The sequence below is a fragment of the Pseudomonas sp. FSL R10-0399 genome, assembly GCF_009600165.1.
In the GTDB taxonomy this organism is placed as follows: domain Bacteria; phylum Pseudomonadota; class Gammaproteobacteria; order Pseudomonadales; family Pseudomonadaceae; genus Aquipseudomonas; species Aquipseudomonas helleri.
The window spans coordinates 1-25,572 of the sequence record NZ_WIWK01000031.1 but is presented as its reverse complement, the minus strand read 5'-3'; the positions used below and the strand labels follow the sequence as shown (position 1 = coordinate 25,572).

The following is a 25,572-nucleotide window of genomic DNA, read 5'->3' as shown; positions in this document are numbered from 1 at the left end:
CGAGGCAAGCTCGCTCCTACCGAGGGGTTACCTTTCTCCCCGCCTAAAACAGTGCACGCGCGCTTCAAAATAAAGCAAAATGCACACCATCCTTATAAAAATACAACTCGGTATGTGCACAGTGAACACCCTTCATTATTACTTCTGCCCGCTTTTATTCAGCATGTTGCCACCTAGTAAAATAGGCCCGGTAATTGCTTTGGCCCAGCCAGGCCACGGACCACGGCCAACCCACTAAAGGCGGAGAAAATCTCATGAGTTCACACGGTGAATTTGCGTTGAGCGAAGCACCCAGCACTGCTCGCAAGGGCCTGCTACCGATATCGATGGTGTTGTTCAGTTTTACCTTTTTCACCGGCACCATGTTCGCCGGCGGCAAGTTGGGCATGGCGTTCAATTTTGTCGACATGCTGTGGATTGCCGCTATCGGCAATGGTTTGCTAGCCCTGTATGCCGCCGCGCTGGCGCTGATCGCATCGCGCAGCGGGCTGAATACGGTGTTGATGGGGCGCTTTTGCTTTGGCGAGGCCGGTAGCCGTCTTTCGGACTTTATCTTGGGGTTCGCCGAACTGGGCTGGTACGCCTGGGGCGCGGCGACGGTGGCGATTGTGCTGGTCAAAATGCTCGGCCTGGCCGAAGGCTTTACCGTCCCGCTGATGATCGTGTTTGGCTTTGGCTTCAGCATCACCGCCATCATCGGTTTTAAAGGCCTGGATGTGCTGTCGCGCATTTCAGTGCCGTTGATGCTGGTGCTGATGATTGTCTCGATGGCCCTCGCCACCCAGCACGTCGGCGGCTTCAAGGCGCTGGCAGCGGTGATCCCGCATGAAACCATGACCTTCTCGGCCGCGATCACCATGGTCTTCGGCACCTTCGCCAGCGGCGCGACGCAAGCCACCAACTGGACGCGCCTGTCGCGCACCGGGCGGGTTGCAGTCATCGCCAGCGTGGTCAGCTTTCTGCTCGGCAACGGCCTGATGGTGGTCGCCGGTGCCTGGTGCGCCATCGTTTACCAACAGGCCGATATCGTTGAAGTGATGATGCTGCAAGGCTTGTCGTTCGCCGCGGTGATTATGCTGTGCCTTAATTTGTGGACCATTCAGGGCCCGACCATCTACAACGTGTCGGCCGCTGCCTGCCACTTGGTGCGCACTGAACGTCGCCGCACCATGACCCTGATTGCCGCCGCCATCGGCGTGGTGCTGGCCATCGGCGGCATGTATGAAATGCTGATTCCGTTTCTGGTGCTGCTCGGCTCGGTGATCCCGCCCATCGGCGGCGTGATCATGGCCGACTTCTGGTATCGCCATCACGGCAAGTACCCGCAACTGGCCTCGGTCAGCCTGCCACGCTACAACCTGCGGGGTCTGGTGTCGTATGCCGTGGGCGCCGTGCTGGCCTACTCATCACCCTGGATCGCGCCGCTGGTGGGCATTGCCGCCTCGGCCCTGTGCTACGTGGTGCTGCTTGAGATTGGCAAACACCGCACGCAGGAGGCGGTTTGAGCCTCACCGTTGAAGAAATTCTGGCGCTGCCCGGCCTTGAAGAAATGGCCGTCCGGGCAGGCGCCCGTAACCTGCATCGCACCGTGCGCTGGTCGTACGTGGCCGAGAACGAAGGCATTGGCGAATGGGTGATGGGCGGCGAGTTGGTGTTTGTCACGGGGATCAACCACCCCCGCGATGAAGCCAACCTGCTGCGCTTGGTGCACGAAGGCGATGCCAGCGGCATCGCCGGGCTGGTGATTCTGACCGGCGAGGCGTTTATCCGGCGCATCCCCCAGGCCGTTGTAGAACTGGCCGAGCACTATGGCTTGCCACTGATTGAGCAGCCGTACCTGCTGAAGATGGTCATCGTCACGCACCTGATCGGCACGGCGCTTGTGCAAATGGCCCAGGCCAAGCGCTCGCGCCATGACATTCTGGCGCAGTTGCTCAGCGGCGATTACCCGAGCCTCGCCACCGCCCGCCAACGTGCCGCGCATTTAAAGCTGCCGCTGGACAGCCCGCGACGCCTGGTAGCGCTGCGCCTGTCGGCGGTTGCAACGCTGTTTGACAACCACGCCCCGGATGAAGCCGAGCGCTTGCTGCAACTGATTCGTCAGGCCGTCCAGGACCACCTCGACGCCTGGAGCCGTGCCCTGCCGGATGCGCTGCCAGTGGTGGTGCAAGGCGATCTGTTTATCTTGCTGCTGGCAGACCACGACAACGTTCGCGCCGACCTGGCCCGCCTCTCTCAGCAGTTGCAACCGGTGATCGGCGACCTGGCGCTGTTTATGGGGCTGGCAAGCAAGGTCGACGCCTGTGAGCACTACCCTCAAGCCCTCAACCAAGCCCGTCAGGCGCTGGACGTTGCCGAGAACCTGCGCCCGGCCACCGGCCTGTGCGACTTCAACGAACTGGGCGTGCTGCGCTTGCTGCAGGCCATTGGCGATCGCTCGGTGATCGACCTGTTCGTCAAGCAAACCCTCGGGCGAATGATCGAAAGCCGCCGCAAACAGCCCAACAGTTTGATCGACACCCTGGACGCCCTGCTCCAGGAAAACGGCAACGCCCTCAAGGCCGCGCAGCGTTTAACCATCCACCGCAACACCCTGAACCAACGGATTCAACGTATCGAGCAGCTCAGCGGGCAATCGCTCGATGATCCACTTTTTAGAATGAACGCTTCGGTCGCCCTGCTGGTATGGCGCATGACCGAAGCCCAACGACAGGACCGACCATGAACATCATCAACGCCACCTTGCGCAAAACAACAGGCCTGTACACGGTCAGCTGTGAAGGCGAGCGCATCAGCGCCATCACCCTGCAAACCGGCAGCGTCGCGGCACAACCCGGCGATATCGACGCTCAAGGCCAATTGGTGATCGCACCGCTGGTTGAGCCGCATATCCATCTGGATGCAGCGCTCACCGCCGGCCAACCCGAATGGAACCTCAGCGGTACGCTGTTCGAAGGCATCGAGCGTTGGGCCCAGCGCAAAGAAACCATCACCCACGAAGACACCAAGCAGCGCGCCCACACCACCATTCGCATGCTGGCCGAAAACGGCATTCAGCACGTGCGCACCCACGTCGACGTCACCGACCCGACACTCGCAGCGCTCAAGGCCATGCTCGAAGTGCGTGAAGAAGCGCGCCACCTGATCGACCTGCAAATCGTGGCCTTCCCTCAGGAGGGGATCGAGTCGTATGCCAATGGTCGCGAACTGATGACCCGCGCCGTGGAGATGGGCGCAGACGTGGTGGGCGGGATCCCGCACTTTGAAAACACCCGCGATCAAGGCGTCAGCTCGATCAAGTTTTTGATGGACCTGGCCGAGCGCACCGGTTGCCTGGTGGACGTGCACTGTGACGAAACCGACGACCCGCACTCGCGCTTTCTTGAAGTGCTGGCCGAAGAAGCCCGCGTACGCGGCATGGGCAGCCGGGTCACGGCCAGCCACACCACCGCCATGGGTTCTTACGACAACGCTTACTGCTCCAAGCTGTTTCGCCTGCTCAAGGCCTCGGGCATCAACTTTGTCTCGTGCCCGACCGAAAGCATCCACTTGCAAGGCCGTTTCGACACCTTCCCCAAACGCCGCGGCGTGACCCGCGTGGCCGAACTGGACCGCGCCGGCATGAACGTCTGCCTGGGCCAGGACTCGATCAAAGACCCGTGGTACCCGCTGGGCAACGGCAACATCTTGCGTGTGCTGGATGCCGGTTTGCACATCTGCCACATGATGGGCTTTGAAGACCTAAAACGCTGCCTGGACCTGGTCACCGACAACAGCGCCCGCACCCTCAACCTGGGCGAAGGCTATGGCATTGCCGTCGGCCGTCCGGCCAACCTGGTGATCCTCGACGCAGAAAATGATTACGAAGTGTTGCGCCGCCAGGCCAAGGCTCGCGTCTCGATCCGTGCCGGTAAAGTGCTGATGAACCGCGTTCCTGAGCGCGTAGAGCTGATCGGCGCGTGATCAAGCCCCGCCAGCCGCCGCCTCGGGGCAGCGGCTGGCGGGTTATCGAGCCCTGCACGTTTACGGCATAATGTGCACCGCTGGACAACCCGACCTTGGGCTAACGCACACTTAAAAGCATGGATGTATGGATTCCTCCCACCTTTTGTATCTGCTGTACGGCGGTAATGCCGTTTACCGCCAAGAAGCCAAACTCAGCATTCTGTCGGCCCTGCGCGAACGCCGCGTGCCCGACAGTTTCACCATCACGTTAATGACCGACGAGCCCCAGACCTTTGAAGGCTGGCCCGTCACAGTCATCGCCCTGAGCACCGAGACACTGGCACAGTGGAAAGGCGCCTACGGCTACACCCATCGCCGCAAAGCCTGCGCTATCGCCGCTGGGGCCAAACTCGCGGACAAAACCATCTTCGTCGACACCGACACGGTGTTTTTCAAAGACCCGGCCCTGCTGTTTGAACGCATCAGCGATCAGCAGTACTTAATGGATGAATTTGAATGGGAGTGGGCCGAAGCCAAGTTGCGCGCCGATTACGTGGCGTTTTCAGATGAACTGATCGCCAACGGCAAAGCCCCTGCCGACAGCCTCAAGCTGTATAACAGCGGCATTTGCGGCATGACCCGCGCCAATGCCGGGCTGCTGGACAAGGCCATCGCGCTGATTGATGAATGGAACGGGCATTACGCCAAGCTGCACACCATCGAGCAGATCGCCGTGTCCTTTGCCATGGCCGGCACGAACGTGGTGACCGCCAATGATTGCATCCACCACTACTACTCCAAAAAACGCTATCACCACACGATGAACCAAGGGTTCTTCGACCATCACGGTGAACGCTACCACGCCGACCTGCCGACCCTGGCAGCCACGGTGCCGGTGCACTTCCCCAAGCCGTCCTTGCTTGCCAAGGTCAAGGCGCAACCGCGCCTGATCGCCGTCAGCAAGGCGTTCAGGCCAGCGGCCAAATTGATGATTCAGGGGCAAAAAGTAGCTACCGCGGAGTATCTGCAACCTTATTGCCGCAAAGCCCTGTGGGTCAGGGCGATTGAGTTGCTGCGGCAAAAGCACGCAACCGCCCGGAAAATCGAGCATTTGATCAAGATCTGCATCGCCCCGGCGCAGCAGGCCGAGTTCAGGGCGTTGCTTAACTAAAACCTTGCCTCGCGATCTTTTGATCTTTTAAAAGATTGCGAGGCAAGCTCGCTCCTACAGGTTCGGCGGTTATCAGGTCATCTGGATGATGGTCTGCATGATGGTGCTTTGGGTCGAGATGGTTTTGGCGTTGGCCTGGTAGTTGCTCTGCGCCTTGATCAAGTCGACCAGCTCGTTGGTCAGGTTGACGTTGGAGTCTTCCAGCGAGTTAGAGGCAATGGCGCCCAACGTGCCGGTTTTCGGCACGTCAAAACCGGCCTGTCCCGAGGCGTAGGTTTCTTTCCAGGCGGTGCCGCCTACCGGTTGCAAGCCCTGCTCGTTGGTAAAACTGGCCAAGGAGATCTGGCCAATGGCACGGCTCTGGTTGTTGCTGAAGTTGGCGAACATCACGCCCGAACCATCAATGGTCAGGTTGTTGATGTGGCCGGTCGCGTAGCCGTCCTGGGTAGGCGGGTTGCGGGCGGTGTCGGTATTGTACTGAGTGGTATTGGCCATGTTGATGGCAATCCCCTTCTCGTTGGCCCCCGCGCCATTGGACACCCACGCACCGTTCACGGTCGCGCCCGGCATCCAGTTACTGATGGTCAGCGTGCTGCTGACGATCGGGTCCCCACCGGCCACCGGATTAGGCGTGGTCACACTGACCAAGCCGCCGCTGGAATCAAAGCTCATAGTCGAGGGCACGGGCGCTTTGGCGTTTTCGCCGGTGGCCACGCTGCCATCGGGGTTGCGGCCGTCAATCAGGGTGTAGGTGTTCCAGGTGTTGGAACCGGTCTTGACCATGTACTGATCCATCGGGTGCGGGTTGCCCTGGGTATCGTAAATGGTGGTGCTGAATTTTTTGCTGTAGGACGACGTTTCATTCGGGTCGAACGGCGTGGTGGTCTGATTGATCACGTCCGACGTGGAGTTCAGGTTGATCGTCGATTCCACTTTGCTGCTGGCTTTAGGCGCCAGGTTCGAGGTGTCGATGCGCAGGTCGGTCAACACGCTGGTGTTGATCACACCGTTAGCGTCAACGCCGTAGCCCTGCAGGCGCGCCGTGCCATTGGTGTTGGTCACGTAGCCGTCTTTGTCGGCCTTGAACGTACCGGCACGGGTGTAGCTCAGAGCGCCGTTGTCGCTCAGCACGAAGAAGCCGCTGCCTTCAATGCCCATGTCCAGCAGGTTGCCGGTGTTGTTGACCGCACCCTGGCCAAAGTTTTGCGACACGTTGGCCAGGTTGACGCCGCTGCCGATGGTCTTGCTGCCCACGCCCAGCTTGCTGGCCGAGTACACGTCCGCGAATTCGGCACGCGAAGACTTGAAGCCCGTGGTGGCAACGTTGGCAATGTTGTTGCCGGTCACGTCGAGTTGTTTGTTGGCTGCATACAGGCCGCTAAGGCCGATATTGAATGACATATGTCTCTCCTTAAAGGCCTATCGTCTGGACTTTTGATATACCAATGCTGCCCAGCCCGGCGAGGTTGAGCATGATTTCGCCACCGGTCTTGCTCAGGGTCACGCTGTTGACCGTGGCTGGCAGGTAGGTGGTCAACGCCGTTGTACCGGCGTCAGTTTTGGTCGAGGCGCTGAAGGTGTAAGAGCCCTTCTCCAGCAGCTCGCCGTTGGCGTCTTTGCCGTCCCAGGTGAAGTCGACATTGCCGGCCTTCTGCACACCCATGTCGATGGTTCTGACCACTTCGCCGTCGGCATCCTTGATGGTGATGGTCGGCCGCGAGTCCGCGTCTTTGACCACCACAGTGCCGTTGAACGGCTTGCCGCTCGACGGGTCGACATAGGCTTCTCCGGTTTGCACGATCACCGAGCGACCCACCAGCGACGACGCTTGCAACGCTTGCGAAGACTGCAAGCCGCCCGACAACGAGGTCACGGTATCGTTGAGGGTGGTGATGCCTTCCAGGCTGCTGAACTGGGCCAACTGCGCGACGAACGCGGTGTTGTCCTGCGGGTCGAGCGGGTTCTGGTTTTTCAGTTGGGTTACCAGCAGTTGCAAGAACGCGTCCTTGCCCAGCGACTGGTTGCCGGTTACCGCCCGGGATGCCGCGCCCACGCTGGTGTCGGTGGTGGTGGTCCGGGCAGAGTTGGCGAGGATCTGATTGAGGGTCAAACCACTGGTGCTATCGGTCACGCTCATGAGTGTCGCCCCTTATCACTGACCGAGGGTCAGGACCTTCTGCATCATGGTTTTGGCGGTGTTCATCATTTCTGCGTTGGTCTGGAACGAACGGCTGGCAGAAATCATGTCGGCCATTTCTTCAACCACGTTGACATTGGGGTAGTACACGTACCCTTTGGCGTCGGCAGCCGGATGGTTGGGTTCATAACGTGCTTGCAGTTCGCTCTGGTCTTCGACCACGCCCAACACCTGCACGCCCTGACCGGCAGCGTCCTGATTGTTGAATAGCGAGTCGCCGTTACCGCCCTGCGCGCCCTGGAACATGGTGGCGAACACCGGGTGCCGGGCGCGGTAGGTCTGATCGATGCTCGACGACACGGTTTCGGCGTTGGCGATGTTACTGGCGACGGTGTTCAGGCGGGTGGTCTGAGCGCTCATGCCGCTGCCGGCAATGTTGAAAACACTGGCTAGGGACATGACTTACTCTCCACGCAGGGCCGACATCAGCCCTTTGAATTTGCTGTTGAGCAGCGTAAAGCTGGCCTGAAAGTTGACCGCGTTTTCGGCGTAATTCGACTGTTCGAGCTGAGCGTCCACGGTGTTCTGGTCGATGGAAGGCTGCATCGGCGTGCGGTACTGCAGCGATTCGTCGCCACTGCTCAGGCCTTGCGCTTCGATATGACGGCTGTTGGTCATGTTCAAGGCAAAGGTGCCGTTCTGGTTTTTATCGTTTTGTGCGGCGAGCACAGACGCGAAATCCAGATCCCGAGCCTTGTAGTTCGGGGTGTCGGCGTTGGCGATGTTGTTCGCCAGCACTTCCGCGCGCTTGGCGCGAAAGCCCAGGGCTTGCTCATGGATACCGAGCGCTTTATCGAAGCTGATGCTCATGTCGGGAAACCTGTGTGGACTGGCCTGAGCGTGTACTTCAGGCATTGCATGACATGAACACAGCAAACCCCGTGCCAGTTTGCGCAGGGCCGTGTTTCAAGGGTTTGCGGGGGGGATGGAAAGCGGCAACGGCCCAAAAGCGGCAACGGATTTCCGCTGCCTGCCGCTTTTCTGCCGTCCAGAGAACGGCACAACACCCTGTAGGAGCGAGCTTGCCTCGCGATCTTTTAAAAGATCAAAAGATCGCGAGGCAAGCTCGCTCCTACAGGGGCAGCGTTTATTTCGCCTGGTAGATGATGCCTGGGCTGCACTGGACCATCTGGTAGTGGTCCGGCAAGCCGTTCAGCGCTTCGGAGGCACCTAAAAACAGGTAACCACCCGGTTTCAGGGTGCTGTGGATGCGCAGCAGGATGTCTTTTTTCACGTCGGCCGAGAAGTAGATCAATACGTTGCGGCAGAACACGACGTCGAATTTGCCGAATCCGGCGTAGCTGTCCAGCAGGTTGAAAGGGCGGAACTCGACCCGACTTTTGATCGGCGCCTTGATCACCCAGCGGCCCGGGCCTTTAGGCTCGAAGTAACGCTGCAAACGCTCTTGCGACAAGCCGCGGCCGATGGCCAAGCTGTCGTATTCGCCGCTTTTGCAGATGTTGAGCATAGAACTGGACAGCTCGGTGGCGACGATCTGCACACCCGCCTTCAGTTGCCCCAGGTTGCTGCGCTCGAACTCATCAATCGCCATCGACAGCGAGTACGGCTCCTGCCCCGACGAGCATGCCGCCGACCAGATGCGCAGGCGCTGGCCCGTATGGGCCTTGATCAGCTCGGGCAGGACTTTGTTTTTCAGCACTTCAAAGGGGTAGGTGTCGCGAAACCACAGGGTTTCGTTGGTGGTCATGGCATCGACCACCTGCTCGCGCAAGCCGCTGCGTGGCTGGCTCTGGATGCGCTGAATCAGCTCGCCCAGGGTTTTGATCCCCTGCTGCTCCATCAGTTTGTTAAGACGGCTGGAGACCAGGTATTGCTTGTTTTCACCGAGCAAAATGCCACAGGCTTTTTCCAGGAAGACCCGGAATTGTTCAAAATCCAAATTAGCCGTCGACAAGTGATCGTGCCTCTAAAAACCTATTGATCGCCACGGGCATCGCCCCTAGCTGTGATCTGCTGCCTTGATCCGGTCGACAACCCGGGATGCCAGGTCATCAGGGCGGAACTTGGCCAAAAAGTCATCCGCGCCGACTTTCTTGACCATCGCCTGATTGAAAACACCGGACAACGACGTATGCAGAATGATGTGCAAGTCTTTCATCCGCGGATCGTTACGGATCTCGGCGGTCAGGGTGTAGCCGTCCATTTCGGGCATTTCGATGTCCGAAATCATCATTAAAAACTCGTGCGCCGGGTCTTTGCCTTGCTCGACCATCGCGCGCAGGTACTCCAGCGCCTGGCGCCCGTCATTGAGTGAAACCACCTCAACTCCGACCGATTGCAGGCAACGGGCAACCTGTTTGCGCGCCACCGACGAATCATCCACGGTCAGCACCCGCAGCGACAGGGCTTTTTCCTGGGTCTCGACGTCCACCACACCGTGAGAGATGGTTTCCGGTGAGGGCGACACTTCAGCCAGCACTTTTTCAACGTCGATGATTTCGACTAACTGATCGTCCAGTTGAGTCACAGCTGTCAAATAATGGTCACGCCCGGTGCCCTTGGGTGGCGGATGTATGGCCTCCCAGTTCATGTTGACGATGCGTTCCACTGCACCCACCAAAAACCCCTGAGTCTTGGTGTTGTATTCGGTGATGATCACAAACGGATTGCTATGGTCTCTCAGAGCCCCCGCACCGGTGGCCATCGCCAGATCGAGAATCGGGATGGTTGCGCCGCGAATGCTGGCCACGCCGCACACCACCGGGTGGGATTTGGGCATCACCGTCAGCTTGGGGCATTGCAGCACCTCGCGGACTTTGAACACGTTGATCCCGTAGAGCTGCGGCCCACCCAGACGAAACAGCAACAGCTCCAGGCGGTTTTGCCCGACCAGTTGAGTGCGCTGGTTAACCGCATCCATCACCCCAGCCATACTCAGCTCCTTTAAAAATCGTTAAGTTGCGACACGCTGCCCGGTAAACGGCACGGGCTTTGCTATTTATCCGCCATGAAGCCGAAAACGACAAAAACCTGCCACCGATCACGCTTTCAGCCCTTGCGTCGCTGCGCACTGCGCCTGCTCGCGGCCGGGTGCCTGCTGAGTGTAGGCACACCAGCCGGTGCCGACACGTTTACCTCACCTGACCAGCTTATCGGCGTGACCCAGGGGTTTCTTGAGTTTACCGTCGAAGACTATTTGGCCACGGGGCAAATTGAGGGCCGCTACGAGATCCAGGTCAATCAATTGGACCCGCGCGTGCGCCTGGCGCATTGCGACAAGGATTTGACAGCCACCCTCGAAAGCCCTGCCCAGCCCATGGGCCGCGTGACGGTCAGGGTACGTTGTGAAGGTAGCTCGCCGTGGACCATCTTTGTACCGGCACAGGTCAAGTTATTCCGAGATGTGGTCACGGTCACGCATCCACTCAAGCGCGGGGCGATTATCGACTATGGTGATGTGACCTTGCGCGAGCGCGATGTCGGCCTGATCAGCCAGGGGTATCTCACCGCCGTGGAGTTGGCGGTGGGGCAAAAACTGCTGCGCCCGGTGGTCTCCGACCAGGTGCTGACACTCACGCACCTGGAGCAGGCCGCGACAGTGCGCAAGGGTGACCACGTGATTATCAGTGCCCGCAGTGGCACATTAAGTGTCAAAATGCCCGGCGAAGCGCTGTCCGATGGTGGCCTCAGCGAGCAGATCCGGGTTAAAAACCTGAATTCAAACCGGATCATCAAGGCCCGCGTGACGGCGCCTGGTCAGGTTGAAGTTGCGTTGTAGAGCGTTTGGCGTGTTTCTCTCAGCCGGCGTTGACGCAGATCAGTACAGCGTTGTGTGAAGCTATGATTAATCGGGCCTAAAGTTTTCTCGGGTTTGGCCGAAAACAAGGCAAGCGTCCAAATACCCAGAGGTTTTTTCGTTATGGTTATCGACTTTAGTCGTCTCAACAGCGCCCCGCCCCTGCCCGGCAGCACGCGCAGCAACGCCAACCAGGAAGCAGGCAGCGCCACGCAAGCGGCCCCTGCAGCCAAAACCGCTGAAAACACCGGCACCGAAGCCGCGAGCGGTGAATCTGTGCACCTGAGCCCGCAAGCTCAACAGCTGCAGAAAGTCAGCGACTCGCTGCGCGATCAGCCAGTGGTCAACAAAGAACGTGTGGCCGCGTTGAAACAAGCCATTGCCGAGGGCAGTTACACCGTCGACAGCAACAAGGTCGCCAGCAAACTGCTGAATATCGAAGCCGAGCGCTAGGCCCAGGGCCGGTGCCAGGCTTTTGGACGCCTAATTCCTAGAGCCCGACATGCACGACGAGAATCTGCTGCAACTGATCAATGACGACCTGGCACCTGCCGAGCAACTGCTGGGCCTGTTGCAGGACGAATCGGTCGCCCTCAAGGGGCGCGACATGGTGCTGCTGGAAAACATTCTGGCGCGCAAGCATTCATTGGTTATCTTGCTTGAGCAGCATGGCCGCAAACGCAGCGAAATCCTTGCCAGCCTCGGCTTGCCGACCAATCGCAGCGGCCTCGAAAGCCTTGCCAGCCACTCCAGCGTAGGCGATCAATTGCTCAGCCAAAGCGAGTTGCTGAACCAGTTGCTGGCTCAGTGCCACGCCGCCAACCAGGCGAATGGCCAGTCGATCCAGACCCAACAGGCGATCACCGCCAACCAACTGCGCATCCTCCACGGCGGCGAAACGCCCTCGCTGTATGACGCGCGCGGCACCACCTCGCTCCTCAACAAACACCGCGCTTACAGCCAGGCCTGAGCCTGCACTATCTACACCCGCAGCATGATGGCAGAATGCCCTTTTTTTGCGTGTTGCCGTTTTTTGTCTGGAGATTGACGACCCGTGCTAGATGCCCAAGATGCTCCGCAACCGCCCAAGGTGCTGACGACGCCGATGGAGATCGCCTCAAATTTGCGGATGCTGCAAGAGAGCCATGACCCGCTGATCATCACCTTCAACGACCGTACCCAACGTTTTCAGAGCTACATGGTGGACGTAGACCGTGACAACCAGCTCATGACCCTGGACGAAATGGTCCCACGGGACGGCGAGCGTTTTCTGGCGGCGGGCATTCCTTTTCGGGTCGAAGGTTTCCACGACGGCGTGCGCATTGCCTGGGAATGCAACACCCCGCTGAGCATCGACGACAGCGGCCCGCACCGTTGCTATCACGGCGCGTTGCCCAAAGAAGTGATCTACCACCAGCGCCGTAATGCGTTCCGCGCCGCCCTGAAACTGGCGCACCTGGTGGACGTCAACGTGGCGGGCGACAAGCTCGGCAAAGCGATCAAGGGCAAATTGCTGGACGTGTCAGCCACCGGCTGCAAATTGCGTTTTGAGGGCGATATCAGCGAGCTCATCCAGCTGGGCCAGGTGTACGAACGCTTCAGCGCCGCCCTGCCCTTTGGCCACATGACCACCCCGGTCGAGTTGCGCCATCTGTACTTCGAAGAGCGCCTGAACATCACCTTTGCCGGCATGCGCTTTCACAACATCAGCGGCGCGGTTCAGCGCCAGGTCGAGCGTTTTGTTTACCAGTTGCAGCGCGATGCCCGCCGGTTCGACAAGGATGACGATTTTTACTGAGTGTCGAGATTAACCGCGTAGGAGCTGCCGCAGGCTGCGATCTTTTGATCTTTAACATCAAAAGATCGCAGCCTGCGGCAGCTCCTACGGGTGTTTACGGTTTTGGGTCAGCCTCGGGGCCGCCAAATTCCGGGGCTACTTCAGGCTCAATTTCTGGCTCACTCTCAGGCTCGACCCCGTCCACCATTTGCTCCTGCACCACCTGCTCATCGACCCGCGGGTCAAGCGCTGCGGCCAAGGGCGAGGTGGACATGCTGTCAGGCATGGCAACGTGTTGCAGCGGTGCGTCGTCGACCTGGTGCAAATTGGTGACCGCGTTCGGGCGAATGCGCCACACCAGAATCAAGCTGGTGAAGCTGAAAAACGCATACAGCATATGGCTGCCCAGCACTTTCATCAGCACACCGGCTACCAGCGGGCCGACGCTGGCGCCAATGCCGTAGGTGACCAGAAGCATCGCGGTCAGCGACACCCGGCGCTCGCTTTCGATGTGGTCGTTGGCGAAGGCCACGGCCAGCGGGTAAATGCAAAACTGCAGCAATGCGCTCAAGAACCCCGCCACGAACAGCACCTCGACAGGCACCTGCGGGAAGATCGCCAGCGGCAACGCCGCCGCACACAGCAACAGCGCAAACACGCGAATCAGCAGTGGCCGGTCATAGCGGTCCGACAACCAGCCCAGCGGCCATTGCGCCAGCAACCCGGCAAAAATACAGCAGCCCATGTACCAACCGACCAGCTCGGTAGACAACCCTTGCTGCGAGGCGTAAAGCGGCGCCAAACCGTAGAACGCACCAATCAACAGGCCTGCGCCCATCACTGCGATCAGCGATTGCGGCACCCGCTTGATAAAGAATTTAGGGTCCATGGGCGCGGGCCGCAACGGCGCCGGGTGGATGCGACGGGTCATGGCCACCGGCACCAGACACAAGGCAAAACACATGGCTACGAGCATCAGCAGTTCAAGGCCCAGTTGCGGGTGAACCACCAGAATCAGTTGCCCGAGCACCAGCCCCAGGTACGAGGCGATCATGTACAGGCTGAACACCACGCCGCGCTGTTTGGCGTCGGCCTGCTCGTTAAGCCAACTCTCGATGACCATGTACTGGCACATCATGCCCAGGCCGACGATCAGACGCAGCAGCAGCCAGATCGGCAGCCAGTCGGTCAAACCGTGACACAACACCGCCGCACCGACGATCCCGGCACAGGTGGCGTACGCCCGGATATGCCCCACGCGGGCAATCAGCCGGTGCCCAAGCTTGCCGCCCAGCACCAGACCAAAATAGTTGGCCGCCATCAAGGCACCGACCCATAAACCGTCGACGTCATCGGCAGCCAGGCGCAACGCCAGGTAGGTGCTCAACAAACCTGAGCCGATCAACATCATCAGCGAGGCAAAATACAACGCTCGAAACGACTTCCAGATTTGGCGCATTGGCTTTCCGTACGGCTCCTTGTGCATGGTCCATGGATTCAAACAGGCAGTGGCGACCTGAACGACTAAGCCCAAGCCACCAAAATACGCAGTACACCTTCAAAAAAACAAGTAGTCGCTGCCGCAGGCTAAGAAGGGTTGCAGCGCAACCCGTTTCTCAAACCCTCCAGCACCTCCCCGTTACCCACCTCTGGATACCACCCCCGGACGTGAGATACATTCAAGGCGCGATCTACCAAAACAGCAGCCCCTCAACCGACAAAGGGTGCCACTTGAATAAAAATCAAAAATTGCGAACCTTCGACCTGATCCGTGAAGCGGTACTGCCTGAGTACCGCGACCGTGTAGACGACTACCTGACCTTGTACGAACACGCGTTGCATGCTGAACCTGCCGACGCCGAGAAGTTGCATGCCATGGCCCATGAGCTTAAAGGCTACCTGCGCGGCCTCAACACCACCCGCGTGATCGGCATGGCCGATTTTGAAGAGCTCGACCGCCGCGTCACCGAGTCCTGGCTGGAAGTTGAGCCTTACTGAGCGTTGCGGCTAAAGATGCGGATCACTTCATTCAGATGCTCAGCCATGGCCTGACGCGCCGCATCCGGGTCATGTTGCTCCAGTGCCTGAAGCACGCGCCGGTGCTCGTCCTCCGAGCGGTGCGGCATGTCATCTGAGGTGTAGTGACTTTGCAGGCGCTGGAACATGCTGCCGTAGCTGTGCCCCAGCAAGTGCTGAATCATCAATGCGTAGGCCGGGTTGTCCGACGCCTGGGCAATGCGGATATGAAACAAGCGGTCGCCGGGGTGCGTGTGCGAACCCTCGCGGTTGTCTTGCACATTGCGCTCAAACGCTTCGCGGATCCCGGCGAGTTCTTCATCGCTGGCGTTCACGGCCGCCAACGCCGCCGCTTCAGGCTCGATCAAGCGCCGCGCCTGGAGCAAGGCGAACGGCGGGATCTCGGCACTGAAATCCACGGCAATGCCCAGCTCCGGGTCCAGCTCGCGCCATTGGTCGCGGGTAGCTTGGGCCATCACCGGCTCATTGGACACCGCCTGCACCGGCGGCTCACACACCAACACACCGTTGCCGACGCGCACGTCCACCAGGCCGATCACTTCCAGGGCAATCATTGCTTCACGCACCGATGCCCGGCTCACGCCCAATAACTTGGCCAATTCGCGTTCGGCGGGTAGCCGACTGCCCGGCGGGAATTCACCGCTGTCGATCAAGGCCCGCAACTGATCGGCGATCTGCCGATAAAGTCTTTGGTTATCAATAACTTGGAATGGCATCGTGAAATTGGCTCTGGTCTGTGCAACGGCTCGCGAGCGCTTTTTGAAAAAAAAGTCACTTGTTGAAGCGTGAGGTGCATGCTAAAAAAGGTTCAATGGCCTGACCATTGGATGGATAACGTACAGCGATCATAGCTAAAAACGTATCCCGCCGCTGCGTCGTTTTGCCAGTTGCTACGCCCGCAATGGCCTGACCATTAGTCCAAAAGAGACAATGGCGAAGGGTTCAGGCCAACAATAAAAACAATCACATCGTTACGGAGTACCCATGGATCTTTCCGGCAAACGCGTGCTGATCACGGCCGCAGCCCAAGGTATTGGCCACGCCAGTGTCCAGGCATACCTCGCCGCTGGCGCCGAAGTCTTCGCCGCCGACATCAATGCTGGCGCCCTTGAGGCTCTTACAGGCGCTCACAAAATTGTTCTGGACGTCACCGATGCCGCCGCCATTGAGCGCCTGGCCAACGAGCTTGGCCCGCTGGATGTGCTGTTCAACTGCGCAGGCGTGGTGCACAGCGGCAACATCCTAGAGTGCAGCGAAAAAGACTGGAACTTCGCCCTCGACCTCAACGTCACCGCCATGTACCGCATGATCCGCGCCTTTTTGCCGGGCATGCTCAGCAACGGCGGCGGCTCGATCATCAACATGGCCTCAGTGGCCTCCAGCGTAAAAGGCGTGCCAAACCGCTTTGCTTACTGCGCCAGCAAAGGTGCGGTCATCGGCCTGACCCGTTCTGTCGCCGCGGACTTTGTCAGCCAGAACATCCGCTGCAACGCCATCTGCCCCGGCACCGTTGACTCCCCTTCCCTGCGCCAGCGCATCCGCGAGCAAGCGGAACGCGAAGGCCGCAGCGTGGACGAGGTGTATGCCGCCTTCGCCGCGCGCCAACCCATGGGCCGCATCGGCACCGCCGAAGAAATCGCCCAATTGGCCCTGTACCTGGGCTCAAGCGCCAGCGGCTTCACCACCGGCACTGCACAAATCATTGATGGCGGCTGGAGCAACTGACAGCCCTTTTTTGACTGTGTGGGAGCGGGCTTGCTCGCGATGCTGGCGACTCGGTTTGTCTGAAGCATTGCGCTGAGGCAATCGCGAGCAAGCCCGCTCCCACACATGTGATTACCTATTTCGAGGACTCTTTATGAAACTGCTGCGCTACGGCGAAAAAGGCCAGGAACGTCCCGCTCTGCTCGATAACAACGGTGACCTGCGTGACTTGTCCGCAGTGGTCACGGATATCGCAGGCGACACCCTCAGCCCGCAAAGCATTGCCCGCCTGCAAGACATCGATCCGGCCACCCTGCCGCTCGTCCAAGGCTCGCCACGGATCGGCGCATGCGTCGGCCAGGTCGGCAAGTTCATCTGCATCGGCCTCAACTACGCCGACCACGCCGCTGAAACCGGTGCGGCCATTCCCGCTGAGCCGGTGGTGTTCAACAAGTGGACCAGCGCCATCGTCGGCCCGAACGACAACGTCGAAATCCCGCGTAATTCCCGCAAGACCGACTGGGAGGTCGAGCTGGGTGTGGTCATCGGCAAAGGCGGCCGCTACATCAGCGAAAGCGACGCGCTGGAACACGTGGCCGGCTATTGCGTGATCAACGATGTGTCCGAGCGCGAGTTCCAGCTGGAACTGGGCGGCACCTGGGACAAAGGCAAAGGCTGCGACACCTTCGGCCCGCTCGGCCCATGGCTGGTGACCCGCGATGAAATCGCCGACCCGCACCAGCTCGACCTGTGGCTGGAAGTCGACGGCAAGCGCTACCAGAACGGCAACACGCGCACGATGATTTTCCAGATCCCTAAAATCGTCAGCTACCTCAGCCAGTTCATGAGCCTGCAACCCGGCGACGTGATATCTACCGGCACCCCGCCCGGCGTTGGCCTGGGCATCAAACCAGACCCTGTGTACCTGCGTGCGGGCCAGCACATCCGCCTGGGCATCAGCGGCCTGGGTGAACAAAACCAACGCACCGTCGACGCCGAATAAGCCGGAGAACGCCATGACTACCATTACTGCTGTACGGGTTGAAGACATTCGCTTCCCCACTTCGCAATCGCTGGACGGCTCGGACGCGATGAACCCGGACCCGGATTACTCCGCGGCCTACGTCATCCTCGAAACCGACACCCCGAACCTCGAAGGCCACGGCCTGACCTTCACCATCGGCCGTGGCAACGAGATCTGCTGCGCCTCGATCAAGGCCCTCGCGGGCCTGATGGTCGGCCTCAAGCTTGAGTGGATCGCCGAAGACATGGGCCGCTTCTGGCGCTACGTGACCAGCGACAGCCAGCTGCGCTGGATCGGCCCGGACAAGGGCGCCATCCACTTGGCCACCGGCGCGGTGGTCAATGCCGCCTGGGACCTCTGGGCCAAGGCCGAAGGCAAGCCGGTGTGGCGTCTGGTGGCCGACATGAGCCCCGAGCAACTGGTGCGTTGCATTGATTTTCGTTACATCACCGACTGCATCACCCCCGACGAAGCCCTGACCCTGCTGCGCGAACGCGCCCACGGCAAAGCCGAGCGTTTGGCCCTGCTCGAAGCTAAAGGTTACCCGTGCTACACCACCTCGGCCGGTTGGCTGGGGTACGCCGACGAGAAGCTGCGCCGCTTGTGCCAGGAAGCCGTCGACGCGGGCTTCTCGCACATCAAATTAAAAGTCGGCCACGACCTGCAAGACGATATCCGCCGCGTGCGCATTGCCCGCGAAGTGATCGGTCCGGACCGCAAGCTGATGATCGACGCCAACCAGGTCTGGGAAGTCGACGCGGCCATTGACTGGGTACGTGAACTGTCGTTCGCCCAGCCGTGGTTTATCGAAGAACCGACCAGCCCGGACGACGTCGAAGGCCACCGCAAAATCCGCCTGGGCGTCAGCCCGGTCAAGGTCGCCACCGGCGAAATGTGCCAGAACCGCATCGTCTTCAAGCAACTGATCATGCGCGAAGCGATCGACGTGGTGCAGATCGACGCCTGCCGCCTGGGCGGGGTCAACGAAGTGCTGGCCGTCATGCTGATGGCCGCCAAATACAACTTGCCGGTCTGCCCGCATGCCGGTGGCGTGGGCCTGTGCGAGTACGTGCAGCACCTGTCGATGATCGACTACCTGTGCATCGCCGCCACCCATGAAGGCCGCGTGGTGGAGTTTGTTGACCACCTGCACGAACACTTCGAAGACCCCTGCGTGATCCGCGACGCCGCCTACATGCCGCCACAGGCGCCGGGCTTCTCGATCCAGATGAAAGCCGCCTCCCGCGAGCAGTACCGCTACCGGGGCTAAACCAGCGTTTTGAAGGGACGGAGTACAACAACAATGTCGTCCACACAGCCACCACGCCTGGATGCGCATCAGCACTTCTGGCGATATGACGCAGCCGGTTACCCGTGGATCAGCCACGACATGCCCGGCCTGCGCCGCGACTTTATGCCCGACGACCTGCGCCCCTTGCTCGATCAGGCCGGGCTCGACGGCTGCATTGCCGTGCAAGCCCGCGCCTGCGAAAGCGAGACGGACTGGCTGTTGCAGTTGGCCGGGCAATACCCGTGGATTCGCGCCGTGGTGGGCTGGGTCGACCTGTGCGCCGCCGACCTTGAACACTCGCTGGAACGCTGGGCGCAGGCCTCGGTGCTGCGCGGGTTTCGTCATCAGTTGCAAGACGAACCCGCGCCTGCCGAGTTCATGCAACGGGCCGATTTCAACCGTGGCCTGGCGACGTTACAGCGCCAAGGCAAGGTCTATGAAGTGCTGATCAAGGCCTGCGACCTGAGCGCCGCAACGCAGTTGTGCCAGCGCCATGACCAGCATCACCTGGTGCTCGACCACCTCGCCAAGCCAAACGTGCAGGCCAACAACCTGCGCCAATGGGCCGAGCAACTGGCGCCGCTGGCCGCATTGGCGCATGTCAGTTGCAAATTGTCGGGGCTGGCGACCGAGGCCGATTGGCAGCACTGGCAGCCCGAGCAACTGACCCCGTACCTGGACACCGCACTGCACCTGTTTGGCCCTGAACGCTTGATGTTCGGTTCCGACTGGCCGGTGTGCCTGCTGGCCAGCGATTACCGCACCACCCACACCCTGGTCGACAGCGTGTTGCAGCACTTGAGCGCCGCTGAACAAGCGGCGATTTGGGGCGCCAACGCCTGCTCCATCTACGGGCTTGAAGGAGTGACACGATGAATCTGCATCTGCAAGACAAGGTCTTTATCGTCACCGGCGGCGGCTCCGGCATTGGTGCCGCGATTTCTCTGGGGCTGGCCGATGAAGGCGCGATCCCGGTGATTTTCGGCCACAGCCCGCTGTCAGATGAACTGGCCCGACAACTGGATCAACGCGGCGCACAAAGCCTGTTTATACAGGTCGAACTGCGCGACGAAGACGCCTGCCGCGCCGCCGTCGCCAGCGTACTGCACCGCTTCGGGCGCATCGACGGGCTGGTCAACAATGCCGGTGTCAATGACAGCGTGGGCCTGGACGCCGGGCGCTCGGCCTTTGTCGAGTCGCTGGAAAAAAACCTCATCCACTCCTACCTCATGACCCACCTGTGCGTCGACGCGCTCAAGGCCAGCCGTGGGTCCATCGTCAATATCAGCTCCAAAACCGCCCTCACCGGCCAGGGCGGCACCAGCGGCTACACCGCCGCCAAAGGCGCGCAACTGTCGCTGACCCGCGAGTGGGCCACCTCGTTGCTGGCCGATGGCGTACGGGTTAACGCGGTCATCCCGGCCGAAGTCATGACCCCGCTGTACGAGCGCTGGATCAACAGCTTCGACGACCCGCACGCCAAGCTGGCGAGCATCGTCGAGAAAATCCCCCTCGGCCAGCGCATGACTACTTCAGAAGAAATCGCCGACAGCGTGCTGTTCCTGTTATCCCCCCGCGCCTCCCACACCACCGGGCAATGGCTGGTGGTCGACGGCGGCTACACCCACCTGGACCGGGCACTGACATGAGCCGTATCCGCCTCACCTGCCCCCTGTAGGAGCGAGCTTGTCTCGCGATCTTTTGATCGTCTAAAAGCTCGCTCCTACAGGGTTTTAACAACAATAAGAAGGAGATGCGTCATGTCACTCAAGCACTCGAACGTCGCCGCGCCGCCCTTTACCAAAGCGGTGACGTCTTACCGCTGGGCACTGATTCTGGTGACCTGCCTGTTCTTTCTCTGGGGGTTGTCGTATGGCTTGCTGGATGTGCTCAACAAGCACTTCCAGGAAACCCTGCACGTCAGCAAGGCCCAGTCCGGCTTGCTGCAAAGCGCGTACTTCGGCGCGTATTTTCTGATCGCCCTGCCCGCCGGCTTCTTGATGGACAAGTACGGCTACAAGGCGGGCATTCTGCTCGGCCTGTGCCTGTATGCCTGCGGCGCCCTGCTGTTCATGCCCGCCGCGGCCGCGCAAAGCTTTCAGTTCTTTTTGTTCGCGCTGTTTGTGATTGCCTGCGGCCTGGGCTGCCTCGAAACCGCTGCCAACCCGTATGCCACGGTGCTTGGCTCACCCGCAGGGGCTGAGCGGCGCTTGAACCTGGCGCAGTCGTTCAATGGCCTCGGGCAGTTTTTTGGCCCCTTGATTGGCGGTGCGCTGTTCTTCAGTGGTGCCAACAGCACTGACACCACCCAGTCGCTGCAAATGACGTATCTGGTGATTGCCTCGCTGGTGCTGCTGGTCGCCGTGCTGATCGCCCGCACCCCGCTGCCGGACCTGCGCGAGCAAGAAGTTCAGGCCCAGCAACTGAGTGATAAAGGCCTGTGGCAACACCGCGAGTTTGTCACCGGGGTCATCACCCAGTTCTTTTACGTCGGCGCGCAAGTCGGCGTCGGGGCGTTTTTTATCAACTACGTTACCGAGCACTGGGCGCAGATGGGCAGCCAGCAAGCGGCGTATCTGCTTTCGGTGGCCATGCTCAGCTTCATGTTTGGGCGCTTCTTCAGCACCTGGCTGATGGGCCGCGTCAATGCCCAGCGCCTGTTAATGATTTACGCACTGATCAACGTGGCGCTGTGCGCGGTGGTGGTGCTGGGAATTGAAGGCGTGTCGGTGGTAGCGCTGGTGGCGACCTTCTTCTTTATGTCGATCATGTTCCCGACCCTGTTCGCCATGGGCGTGAAAAACCTCGGCGCGCATACCAAGCGCGGCAGCTCGTTCATGATCATGGCCATTGTTGGCGGGGCCCTGCTGCCCTACGTGATGGGCCTGGTCGCTGACCACTCCTCCACCGCCGTGGCGTACCTGTTGCCAATGGGCTGTTTTGTCATCGTTGCGGCCTATGCCCGCTCCGCCTTGAGAGCCCGTTAATCGCTGTCCCTGTTGTTGAACTCCACAAAAAAAATAATCGGAGCCACCCATGTCCAATCCTGTGTTGAATCAGGCGCTCAGCAAGATTCGCTGGCGCATCCTGCCCTTTGTCGCCTTGATGTTCGCCATGGCGATTATTGACCGTTCCAACATTGGCTTTGCCAAACATGCCCTGCAGGCAGACACCGGCCTGAGCAACGCCGCGTTTGCCTTGGGCGCGGGGATTTTCTTTATCGGCTACGCCGTGTTCGAAGTGCCCAGCAACCTCATGCTGCACAAAGTCGGCGCACGCATCTGGCTAAGCCGGATCATGATCACCTGGGGCCTGGTGTCGGCCGCCATGATGTTTGCCCACAACGAAACCAGCTTCTACATCCTGCGCTTTTTGCTCGGCGTGGCCGAAGCGGGCCTGTCGCCGGGCGTGGTGCTGTACCTGACCTACTGGTTCCCGCAGAACAAGCGCGGCGCCGCCTACGGCATTTACTACTTCGGCGTGCCGGTGTCGTTGATGGTCGGCGGCCCGGTGTCGGGCTGGCTGCTGGAAAGCGCGCAATTTGGCCTGACCGGCTGGCAATGGATGTTCGTCACCGAAGGCCTCGCCGCCTCGGTCATCGGCGTGTTTGCGCTGTTCTACCTCACGGACAAACCGCGCACCGCCAAATGGCTGACCGAGCAAGAAAAAGCCGCAGTCGAGCACGAACTGGAAAAAGAACATCTGCTCAAAGCCGATACAGGGCCGTCGTCCTGGCGCTCGGCGCTGATCAACCCGACGGTGCTGTACTTCACCCTGATCTACTTCACCATCCAGGTCAGCGTGTACGGCGTGCTGTTTTACCTGCCGACGCGCATCGCTGAACTGCTTGGCACTGGCATCGGTTTGAAAGTCGGCCTGCTGACGTCCATCCCGTGGATCGCCACCGTGATCGTGCTCTACGCGGTCACCCGCTACGCCGACCGCAAAGGCCTGCAAACCCGCTTTGCCGCGCTGATGCTGGCCTTGGCTGCGGTCGGCATGGTCGGTTCGACCTTGAGCGCCAGCCTGCCGCTGGTCATCCTCGCGTTCTGCCTGGCGGCCGCCGGTTTCATCACCGTGCAACCGCTGTTCTGGACCTTGCCGACGCGCTTTCTGAGTGGCGCCGCCGCGGCCAGCGGGATCGCCGTGATTGGCGCTCTGGGCAACCTCGGCGGCTTCCTGGCACCCACGGTTAAAACCTGGGCCGAACAGCAATTCGACAGCACCCATGCCGGCATGTACTTCCTCGCGGCCATGGCGTTGCTGGGTACCTTGATGTTGTTGCGCTCAGCCAGAAAAGGCCGTGAGCCGGGTAAACGCATTGACCCAGCCCGAGTGGCACCATCCGCCTGACAACCACTGAGGTGGGAGCACGCTTGAACGGGGTCATAGCCATATGGCATCCCATAAAGGGTAATCTCCCACTCTCTTGACCAGCCCTGCACGCAAGGGGTTGGCAATGACATAACGGGCCACACGCTTCAAGTCCTCTTCATTGCGTAAAGCATGGTCATGGTAGCCCTGCTGCCATCGACTGCCTGTTCGACCGGTGGCCTGATTGATAGCTCTTGTACTCAACGACTTGGTACGGCACATCAATTGGTCAAGTGAGCTGCGCTGAAGCACTACCAGCCAGTGAAAATGATCTGGCATTACCACCCATGCCAGCGAATCAACGAAACCTTGCTCTTGCGCGCTCCGCAACTGCTCTACAACCAGCCTGCCGACGCGCCAGTCAAGGAAAACAGGTTCCCGATTGAGCGTATTGGCCGTCAGCAGGTAGATGCGGTTTGGCTCGCTGAACCGACCATGACGCAGGCGGTGGGAAGCAGGAAACGAGGGCATAGAACGTCTCGATGAGTCGGCAGACCCAAAGGCTAGTCACTGAATGCACAGCACCTTCCGTCATCGTTTAACCGCATATGTCAGTATTGCGAACACCCTGTGGGAGCGGGCTTGCTCGCGATGGCAGCAACGCGGTAGTGCAGGTTCACCGCGTCGCCTGAATCGCGAGCAAGCCCGCTCCCACTAGAGTTACAAGGTTCCTCTGGGTATTTCCCGGGCCAAGCGCGTACACTGCCAGCGTTGTTTCAGTATGTTACGAAGGAAAGAAGTCGGTCCGAATCCGACGCGGTCGCGCCACTGTAGTCGGCACCTTGCCGAGAGCCAGATCTTCCTTTGCCTTTGCACTCTTGCCGGGACGCGTAATCCCAGAGGTAATCATGGTTTCTAACGCTGCTACTCACTCTGACCTCTCCATTCCTGCCATTCCCCTGCGCGATGTACTGCCGTGGGCGATTTTCAGTGGCCTGTTGCTGTTGCTGGCGATTTATTTCGTCGGCGCTGAACAAGGCGCCACCGCCGTCTTCAAGGGCATGTACGTGCACGAGTTCGTACACGACGGTCGCCACCTGCTGGGCTTTCCCTGCCACTGATCCGAGGGGTTTCACATGACTGGTCGTTTACTCGTCAGGGGCATGCTTGTCGGTCTGTTGGCCGGCCTGCTGGCCTTCAGCTTTGCCAAGGTGTTCGGCGAACCCGAGATTGATCGCGCTATCGCCTTCGAAGAAGGCATGTCCCATTCCCACTCCCACGGTGACGCCGAGGAAGAAGAACCCGAGCTGGTCAGCCGCGAAGTGCAAAGCACCTTCGGTCTGTTGACCGGAGTGCTGGTGTACAGCGTGTCGCTGGGCGGCATTTTTGCCCTGGTGTTCGCCTATTCACTGGGCCGTGTCGGTAACGTCGGCCCGCGTGGTCTGGCCGCTTTGCTGGCGCTGGCCGCCTTTGTGGTGCTGTATCTGGTGCCGGGGCTGGTGTATCCGGCCAACCCGCCAGCGGTGGGCAACCCGGACACCATCGGCAAGCGCACGCAGTTGTTCTTCCTGATGCTGCTGGTGTCGCTGGCCGCCGCGATCATTGCCGTCAGTGCAGGCCGTAAATTCATCGCCAGCTCCGGTCTGTGGAACGGCGTGATCAAAGGCGTGGTGCTGTACCTGGTGATTGTCTCGATCGCGGGCTTTTTGTTCCCGACGTTCAATGAAGCACCGGAAGGTTTCTCGGCCCTGCTGCTGTGGAAGTTCCGCGTCGCCTCGTTGGGCATCCAGGCGGTACTGTGGACCGCACTGGGCCTGATCTTCGGCGTCGTCGCCGAACGTTTGCTGCTGCCCAACAAGCCTTACAAAGCGTAACGCCCTGTAGGAGCTGCCGAGGAACGACGGCTGCGATCTTTTAAAAGATCAAAAGATCGCAGCCTGCGGCAGCTCCTACGGGGTTATTGCCCACCCCCCGCCCAAACTCTGGATCAACGCCACGCTGCCCTGGCTCAATTGCCCCTGGGTGTCGCGCAGGTTCTGTTCGGTCTGCAACAAGATCAATTGCTGGGTCAGGACGTTCTGCTGGCTGACGGTGCCGGCTTTTAGCTGCGCCTGCTGGCTGCCGAACAGTTGCTGATTGCGCGTGTAGATCTGCTGGTAGGTATCCGCCTGCACGTGCAAATGGTTGATCGCCGACAGGTTGTCTTCGACGTTCTGCAAGGCCGACAACACGGTGCCCCGGTAGGTCGCCGCGTCCTGGTCGTAGCTGGCTTGCGCCTGTTGCACTGCCGCTTCGCGGGCGCCGCCGTCAAACAGGGTCGCGGCCAATGCCGGGCCCAGGGTCCAGATGCGGTTC

28 protein-coding genes and 1 riboswitch are annotated in these 25,572 nt (G+C 60.1%); of the genes, 18 read left to right on the top strand and 10 right to left on the bottom strand.

What is annotated here, in order from left to right; all coding sequences use genetic code 11:
* Nucleotides 1-254 precede the first annotated feature (254 nt).
* The 4 genes from codB to GHO41_RS11430 all read left to right on the top strand — a co-directional run bounded on the left by codB (nt 255) and on the right by GHO41_RS11430 (nt 5,116).
* A complete protein-coding gene (codB, locus tag GHO41_RS11445) occupies nt 255-1,505 on the top strand; it encodes a cytosine permease (RefSeq protein ID WP_048370653.1) in 1,251 nt (416 codons plus the stop codon).
* Entirely contained in the window at nt 1,502-2,725 is a 1,224-nt protein-coding gene (locus GHO41_RS11440; protein ID WP_153433623.1) for a PucR family transcriptional regulator, read from the top strand. The genes codB and GHO41_RS11440 overlap by 4 nt, the downstream gene beginning before the upstream one ends.
* Nucleotides 2,722-3,963, top strand: a complete 1,242-nt coding sequence (codA, locus tag GHO41_RS11435) for a cytosine deaminase (protein ID WP_153391093.1) — start codon at nt 2,722-2,724, stop codon at nt 3,961-3,963. Before GHO41_RS11440 ends, codA begins: the two co-directional genes overlap by 4 nt.
* Before the next feature lie 127 nt (nt 3,964-4,090).
* The gene (locus GHO41_RS11430; RefSeq protein ID WP_153433622.1) at nt 4,091-5,116 is read left to right on the top strand and encodes a hypothetical protein; all 1,026 of its coding nucleotides are present in this window, start codon (nt 4,091-4,093) and stop codon (nt 5,114-5,116) included.
* Nucleotides 5,117-5,188: 72 nt separating this feature from the next.
* Here the strand turns inward: GHO41_RS11430 and flgE are convergent, their stop codons facing one another.
* From flgE to GHO41_RS11400, 6 genes are all read right to left on the bottom strand, one after another.
* Nucleotides 5,189-6,517 (bottom strand): flagellar hook protein FlgE, encoded by a 1,329-nt coding sequence (gene flgE, locus GHO41_RS11425; RefSeq protein WP_153433621.1) that lies wholly within the window; start codon nt 6,515-6,517, stop codon nt 5,189-5,191.
* Between the two features lie 10 nt (nt 6,518-6,527).
* Complete coding sequence (flgD, locus tag GHO41_RS11420; protein WP_123749889.1) at nt 6,528-7,253, bottom strand: flagellar hook assembly protein FlgD; 726 nt, start codon at nt 7,251-7,253, stop codon at nt 6,528-6,530.
* A gap of 15 nt (nt 7,254-7,268) precedes the next feature.
* Entirely contained in the window at nt 7,269-7,712 is a 444-nt protein-coding gene (gene flgC / locus GHO41_RS11415) for a flagellar basal body rod protein FlgC (protein ID WP_048370663.1), read from the bottom strand.
* A 3-nt stretch (nt 7,713-7,715) separates the two neighbouring features.
* Nucleotides 7,716-8,123, bottom strand: coding sequence for a flagellar basal body rod protein FlgB (flgB, locus tag GHO41_RS11410; protein WP_048370664.1), 408 nt, complete (start codon nt 8,121-8,123; stop codon nt 7,716-7,718).
* A gap of 277 nt (nt 8,124-8,400) precedes the next feature.
* Complete coding sequence (cheR, locus tag GHO41_RS11405; protein ID WP_048370666.1) at nt 8,401-9,228, bottom strand: protein-glutamate O-methyltransferase CheR; 828 nt, start codon at nt 9,226-9,228, stop codon at nt 8,401-8,403.
* A 45-nt stretch (nt 9,229-9,273) separates the two neighbouring features.
* Nucleotides 9,274-10,206 carry a chemotaxis protein CheV gene (locus tag GHO41_RS11400; RefSeq protein ID WP_153433620.1) on the bottom strand — a complete coding sequence of 311 codons (933 nt, stop codon included), beginning with the start codon at nt 10,204-10,206 and terminating at the stop codon, nt 9,274-9,276.
* A 75-nt stretch (nt 10,207-10,281) separates the two neighbouring features.
* Between GHO41_RS11400 and flgA the strand changes: the two genes are divergently transcribed.
* The 4 genes from flgA (at nt 10,282) to GHO41_RS11380 (ending at nt 12,868) form a co-directional block, all read left to right on the top strand.
* A complete protein-coding gene (flgA, locus tag GHO41_RS11395) occupies nt 10,282-11,052 on the top strand; it encodes a flagellar basal body P-ring formation chaperone FlgA (RefSeq protein WP_178126499.1) in 771 nt (256 codons plus the stop codon).
* A 141-nt stretch (nt 11,053-11,193) separates the two neighbouring features.
* Nucleotides 11,194-11,523 (top strand): flagellar biosynthesis anti-sigma factor FlgM, encoded by a 330-nt coding sequence (gene flgM, locus GHO41_RS11390; protein ID WP_048389533.1) that lies wholly within the window; start codon nt 11,194-11,196, stop codon nt 11,521-11,523.
* A gap of 49 nt (nt 11,524-11,572) precedes the next feature.
* On the top strand, nt 11,573-12,040 hold the full coding sequence (locus tag GHO41_RS11385) for a flagella synthesis protein FlgN (protein ID WP_048370672.1): 468 nt from the start codon (nt 11,573-11,575) through the stop codon (nt 12,038-12,040).
* Nucleotides 12,041-12,175: 135 nt separating this feature from the next.
* Nucleotides 12,176-12,868, top strand: coding sequence for a flagellar brake protein (locus GHO41_RS11380; RefSeq protein WP_153330132.1), 693 nt, complete (start codon nt 12,176-12,178; stop codon nt 12,866-12,868).
* A 94-nt stretch (nt 12,869-12,962) separates the two neighbouring features.
* On the opposite strand, the gene GHO41_RS11375 is transcribed toward GHO41_RS11380, so the two are convergent.
* Nucleotides 12,963-14,306, bottom strand: a complete 1,344-nt coding sequence (locus tag GHO41_RS11375) for an MFS transporter (protein ID WP_153433619.1) — start codon at nt 14,304-14,306, stop codon at nt 12,963-12,965.
* 272 nt (nt 14,307-14,578) lie between these two features.
* Between GHO41_RS11375 and GHO41_RS11370 the strand changes: the two genes are divergently transcribed.
* Entirely contained in the window at nt 14,579-14,845 is a 267-nt protein-coding gene (locus GHO41_RS11370; protein WP_153330121.1) for a hypothetical protein, read from the top strand.
* Here the strand turns inward: GHO41_RS11370 and GHO41_RS11365 are convergent.
* On the bottom strand, nt 14,839-15,600 hold the full coding sequence (locus tag GHO41_RS11365) for a FadR/GntR family transcriptional regulator (protein WP_153433618.1): 762 nt from the start codon (nt 15,598-15,600) through the stop codon (nt 14,839-14,841). The two genes, GHO41_RS11370 and GHO41_RS11365, sit on opposite strands and share 7 nt — an antisense overlap.
* A gap of 268 nt (nt 15,601-15,868) precedes the next feature.
* Here GHO41_RS11365 and GHO41_RS11360 point away from each other — a divergent pair, with 268 nt between their 5' ends.
* The 7 genes from GHO41_RS11360 (at nt 15,869) to GHO41_RS11330 (ending at nt 23,256) form a co-directional block, all read left to right on the top strand.
* On the top strand, nt 15,869-16,609 hold the full coding sequence (locus tag GHO41_RS11360) for an SDR family oxidoreductase (RefSeq protein WP_048370679.1): 741 nt from the start codon (nt 15,869-15,871) through the stop codon (nt 16,607-16,609).
* A 133-nt stretch (nt 16,610-16,742) separates the two neighbouring features.
* Nucleotides 16,743-17,591: a fumarylacetoacetate hydrolase family protein gene (locus GHO41_RS11355; protein ID WP_048370683.1), complete on the top strand. Its 849-nt coding sequence runs from the start codon at nt 16,743-16,745 to the stop codon at nt 17,589-17,591.
* A 13-nt stretch (nt 17,592-17,604) separates the two neighbouring features.
* Nucleotides 17,605-18,882, top strand: coding sequence for an L-fuconate dehydratase (locus tag GHO41_RS11350; RefSeq protein WP_048370685.1), 1,278 nt, complete (start codon nt 17,605-17,607; stop codon nt 18,880-18,882).
* A 33-nt stretch (nt 18,883-18,915) separates the two neighbouring features.
* A complete protein-coding gene (locus GHO41_RS11345; RefSeq protein WP_048370686.1) occupies nt 18,916-19,779 on the top strand; it encodes an amidohydrolase in 864 nt (287 codons plus the stop codon).
* A complete protein-coding gene (locus tag GHO41_RS11340) occupies nt 19,776-20,552 on the top strand; it encodes an SDR family oxidoreductase (RefSeq protein WP_153433617.1) in 777 nt (258 codons plus the stop codon). The genes GHO41_RS11345 and GHO41_RS11340 overlap by 4 nt, the downstream gene beginning before the upstream one ends.
* 111 nt (nt 20,553-20,663) lie before the next feature.
* The gene (fucP, locus tag GHO41_RS11335; RefSeq protein ID WP_123749881.1) at nt 20,664-21,890 is read left to right on the top strand and encodes an L-fucose:H+ symporter permease; all 1,227 of its coding nucleotides are present in this window, start codon (nt 20,664-20,666) and stop codon (nt 21,888-21,890) included.
* A gap of 49 nt (nt 21,891-21,939) precedes the next feature.
* Nucleotides 21,940-23,256 carry an MFS transporter gene (locus GHO41_RS11330; protein WP_153433616.1) on the top strand — a complete coding sequence of 439 codons (1,317 nt, stop codon included), beginning with the start codon at nt 21,940-21,942 and terminating at the stop codon, nt 23,254-23,256.
* Between the two features lie 33 nt (nt 23,257-23,289).
* Here the strand turns inward: GHO41_RS11330 and GHO41_RS11325 are convergent, their stop codons facing one another.
* Nucleotides 23,290-23,748, bottom strand: coding sequence for a transposase (locus GHO41_RS11325; protein ID WP_153433615.1), 459 nt, complete (start codon nt 23,746-23,748; stop codon nt 23,290-23,292).
* A 242-nt stretch (nt 23,749-23,990) separates the two neighbouring features.
* A riboswitch (cobalamin riboswitch) is annotated at nt 23,991-24,098 on the top strand.
* A gap of 27 nt (nt 24,099-24,125) precedes the next feature.
* Between GHO41_RS11325 and GHO41_RS11320 the strand changes: the two genes are divergently transcribed.
* Nucleotides 24,126-24,338, top strand: coding sequence for a CbtB-domain containing protein (locus GHO41_RS11320; RefSeq protein WP_153433614.1), 213 nt, complete (start codon nt 24,126-24,128; stop codon nt 24,336-24,338).
* A 15-nt stretch (nt 24,339-24,353) separates the two neighbouring features.
* Nucleotides 24,354-25,091, top strand: a complete 738-nt coding sequence (locus tag GHO41_RS11315; RefSeq protein ID WP_153433613.1) for a CbtA family protein — start codon at nt 24,354-24,356, stop codon at nt 25,089-25,091.
* 75 nt (nt 25,092-25,166) lie between these two features.
* Here the strand turns inward: GHO41_RS11315 and GHO41_RS11310 are convergent.
* On the bottom strand, nt 25,167-25,572 hold a 406-nt coding region (locus tag GHO41_RS11310; RefSeq protein ID WP_178126498.1), incomplete at its 5' end, for a TolC family protein.

Coding starts and splice junctions, on each gene's coding strand:
- codB (WP_048370653.1), top strand. CDS start 255: ATGAGTTCACACGGTGAATTTGCGTTGAGCGAAGCACCCAGCACTGCT.
- codA (WP_153391093.1), top strand. CDS start 2,722: ATGAACATCATCAACGCCACCTTGCGCAAAACAACAGGCCTGTACACG.
- GHO41_RS11430 (WP_153433622.1), top strand. CDS start 4,091: ATGGATTCCTCCCACCTTTTGTATCTGCTGTACGGCGGTAATGCCGTT.
- flgE (WP_153433621.1), bottom strand. CDS start 6,517: ATGTCATTCAATATCGGCCTTAGCGGCCTGTATGCAGCCAACAAACAA.
- flgD (WP_123749889.1), bottom strand. CDS start 7,253: ATGAGCGTGACCGATAGCACCAGTGGTTTGACCCTCAATCAGATCCTC.
- flgC (WP_048370663.1), bottom strand. CDS start 7,712: ATGTCCCTAGCCAGTGTTTTCAACATTGCCGGCAGCGGCATGAGCGCT.
- flgB (WP_048370664.1), bottom strand. CDS start 8,123: ATGAGCATCAGCTTCGATAAAGCGCTCGGTATCCATGAGCAAGCCCTG.
- GHO41_RS11400 (WP_153433620.1), bottom strand. CDS start 10,206: ATGGCTGGGGTGATGGATGCGGTTAACCAGCGCACTCAACTGGTCGGG.
- flgA (WP_178126499.1), top strand. CDS start 10,282: ATGAAGCCGAAAACGACAAAAACCTGCCACCGATCACGCTTTCAGCCC.
- flgM (WP_048389533.1), top strand. CDS start 11,194: ATGGTTATCGACTTTAGTCGTCTCAACAGCGCCCCGCCCCTGCCCGGC.
- GHO41_RS11385 (WP_048370672.1), top strand. CDS start 11,573: ATGCACGACGAGAATCTGCTGCAACTGATCAATGACGACCTGGCACCT.
- GHO41_RS11380 (WP_153330132.1), top strand. CDS start 12,176: ATGGAGATCGCCTCAAATTTGCGGATGCTGCAAGAGAGCCATGACCCG.
- GHO41_RS11375 (WP_153433619.1), bottom strand. CDS start 14,306: ATGCGCCAAATCTGGAAGTCGTTTCGAGCGTTGTATTTTGCCTCGCTG.
- GHO41_RS11365 (WP_153433618.1), bottom strand. CDS start 15,600: ATGCCATTCCAAGTTATTGATAACCAAAGACTTTATCGGCAGATCGCC.
- GHO41_RS11360 (WP_048370679.1), top strand. CDS start 15,869: ATGGATCTTTCCGGCAAACGCGTGCTGATCACGGCCGCAGCCCAAGGT.
- GHO41_RS11355 (WP_048370683.1), top strand. CDS start 16,743: ATGAAACTGCTGCGCTACGGCGAAAAAGGCCAGGAACGTCCCGCTCTG.
- GHO41_RS11350 (WP_048370685.1), top strand. CDS start 17,605: ATGACTACCATTACTGCTGTACGGGTTGAAGACATTCGCTTCCCCACT.
- GHO41_RS11345 (WP_048370686.1), top strand. CDS start 18,916: ATGTCGTCCACACAGCCACCACGCCTGGATGCGCATCAGCACTTCTGG.
- GHO41_RS11340 (WP_153433617.1), top strand. CDS start 19,776: ATGAATCTGCATCTGCAAGACAAGGTCTTTATCGTCACCGGCGGCGGC.
- fucP (WP_123749881.1), top strand. CDS start 20,664: ATGTCACTCAAGCACTCGAACGTCGCCGCGCCGCCCTTTACCAAAGCG.
- GHO41_RS11330 (WP_153433616.1), top strand. CDS start 21,940: ATGTCCAATCCTGTGTTGAATCAGGCGCTCAGCAAGATTCGCTGGCGC.
- GHO41_RS11325 (WP_153433615.1), bottom strand. CDS start 23,748: ATGCCCTCGTTTCCTGCTTCCCACCGCCTGCGTCATGGTCGGTTCAGC.
- GHO41_RS11320 (WP_153433614.1), top strand. CDS start 24,126: ATGGTTTCTAACGCTGCTACTCACTCTGACCTCTCCATTCCTGCCATT.
- GHO41_RS11315 (WP_153433613.1), top strand. CDS start 24,354: ATGACTGGTCGTTTACTCGTCAGGGGCATGCTTGTCGGTCTGTTGGCC.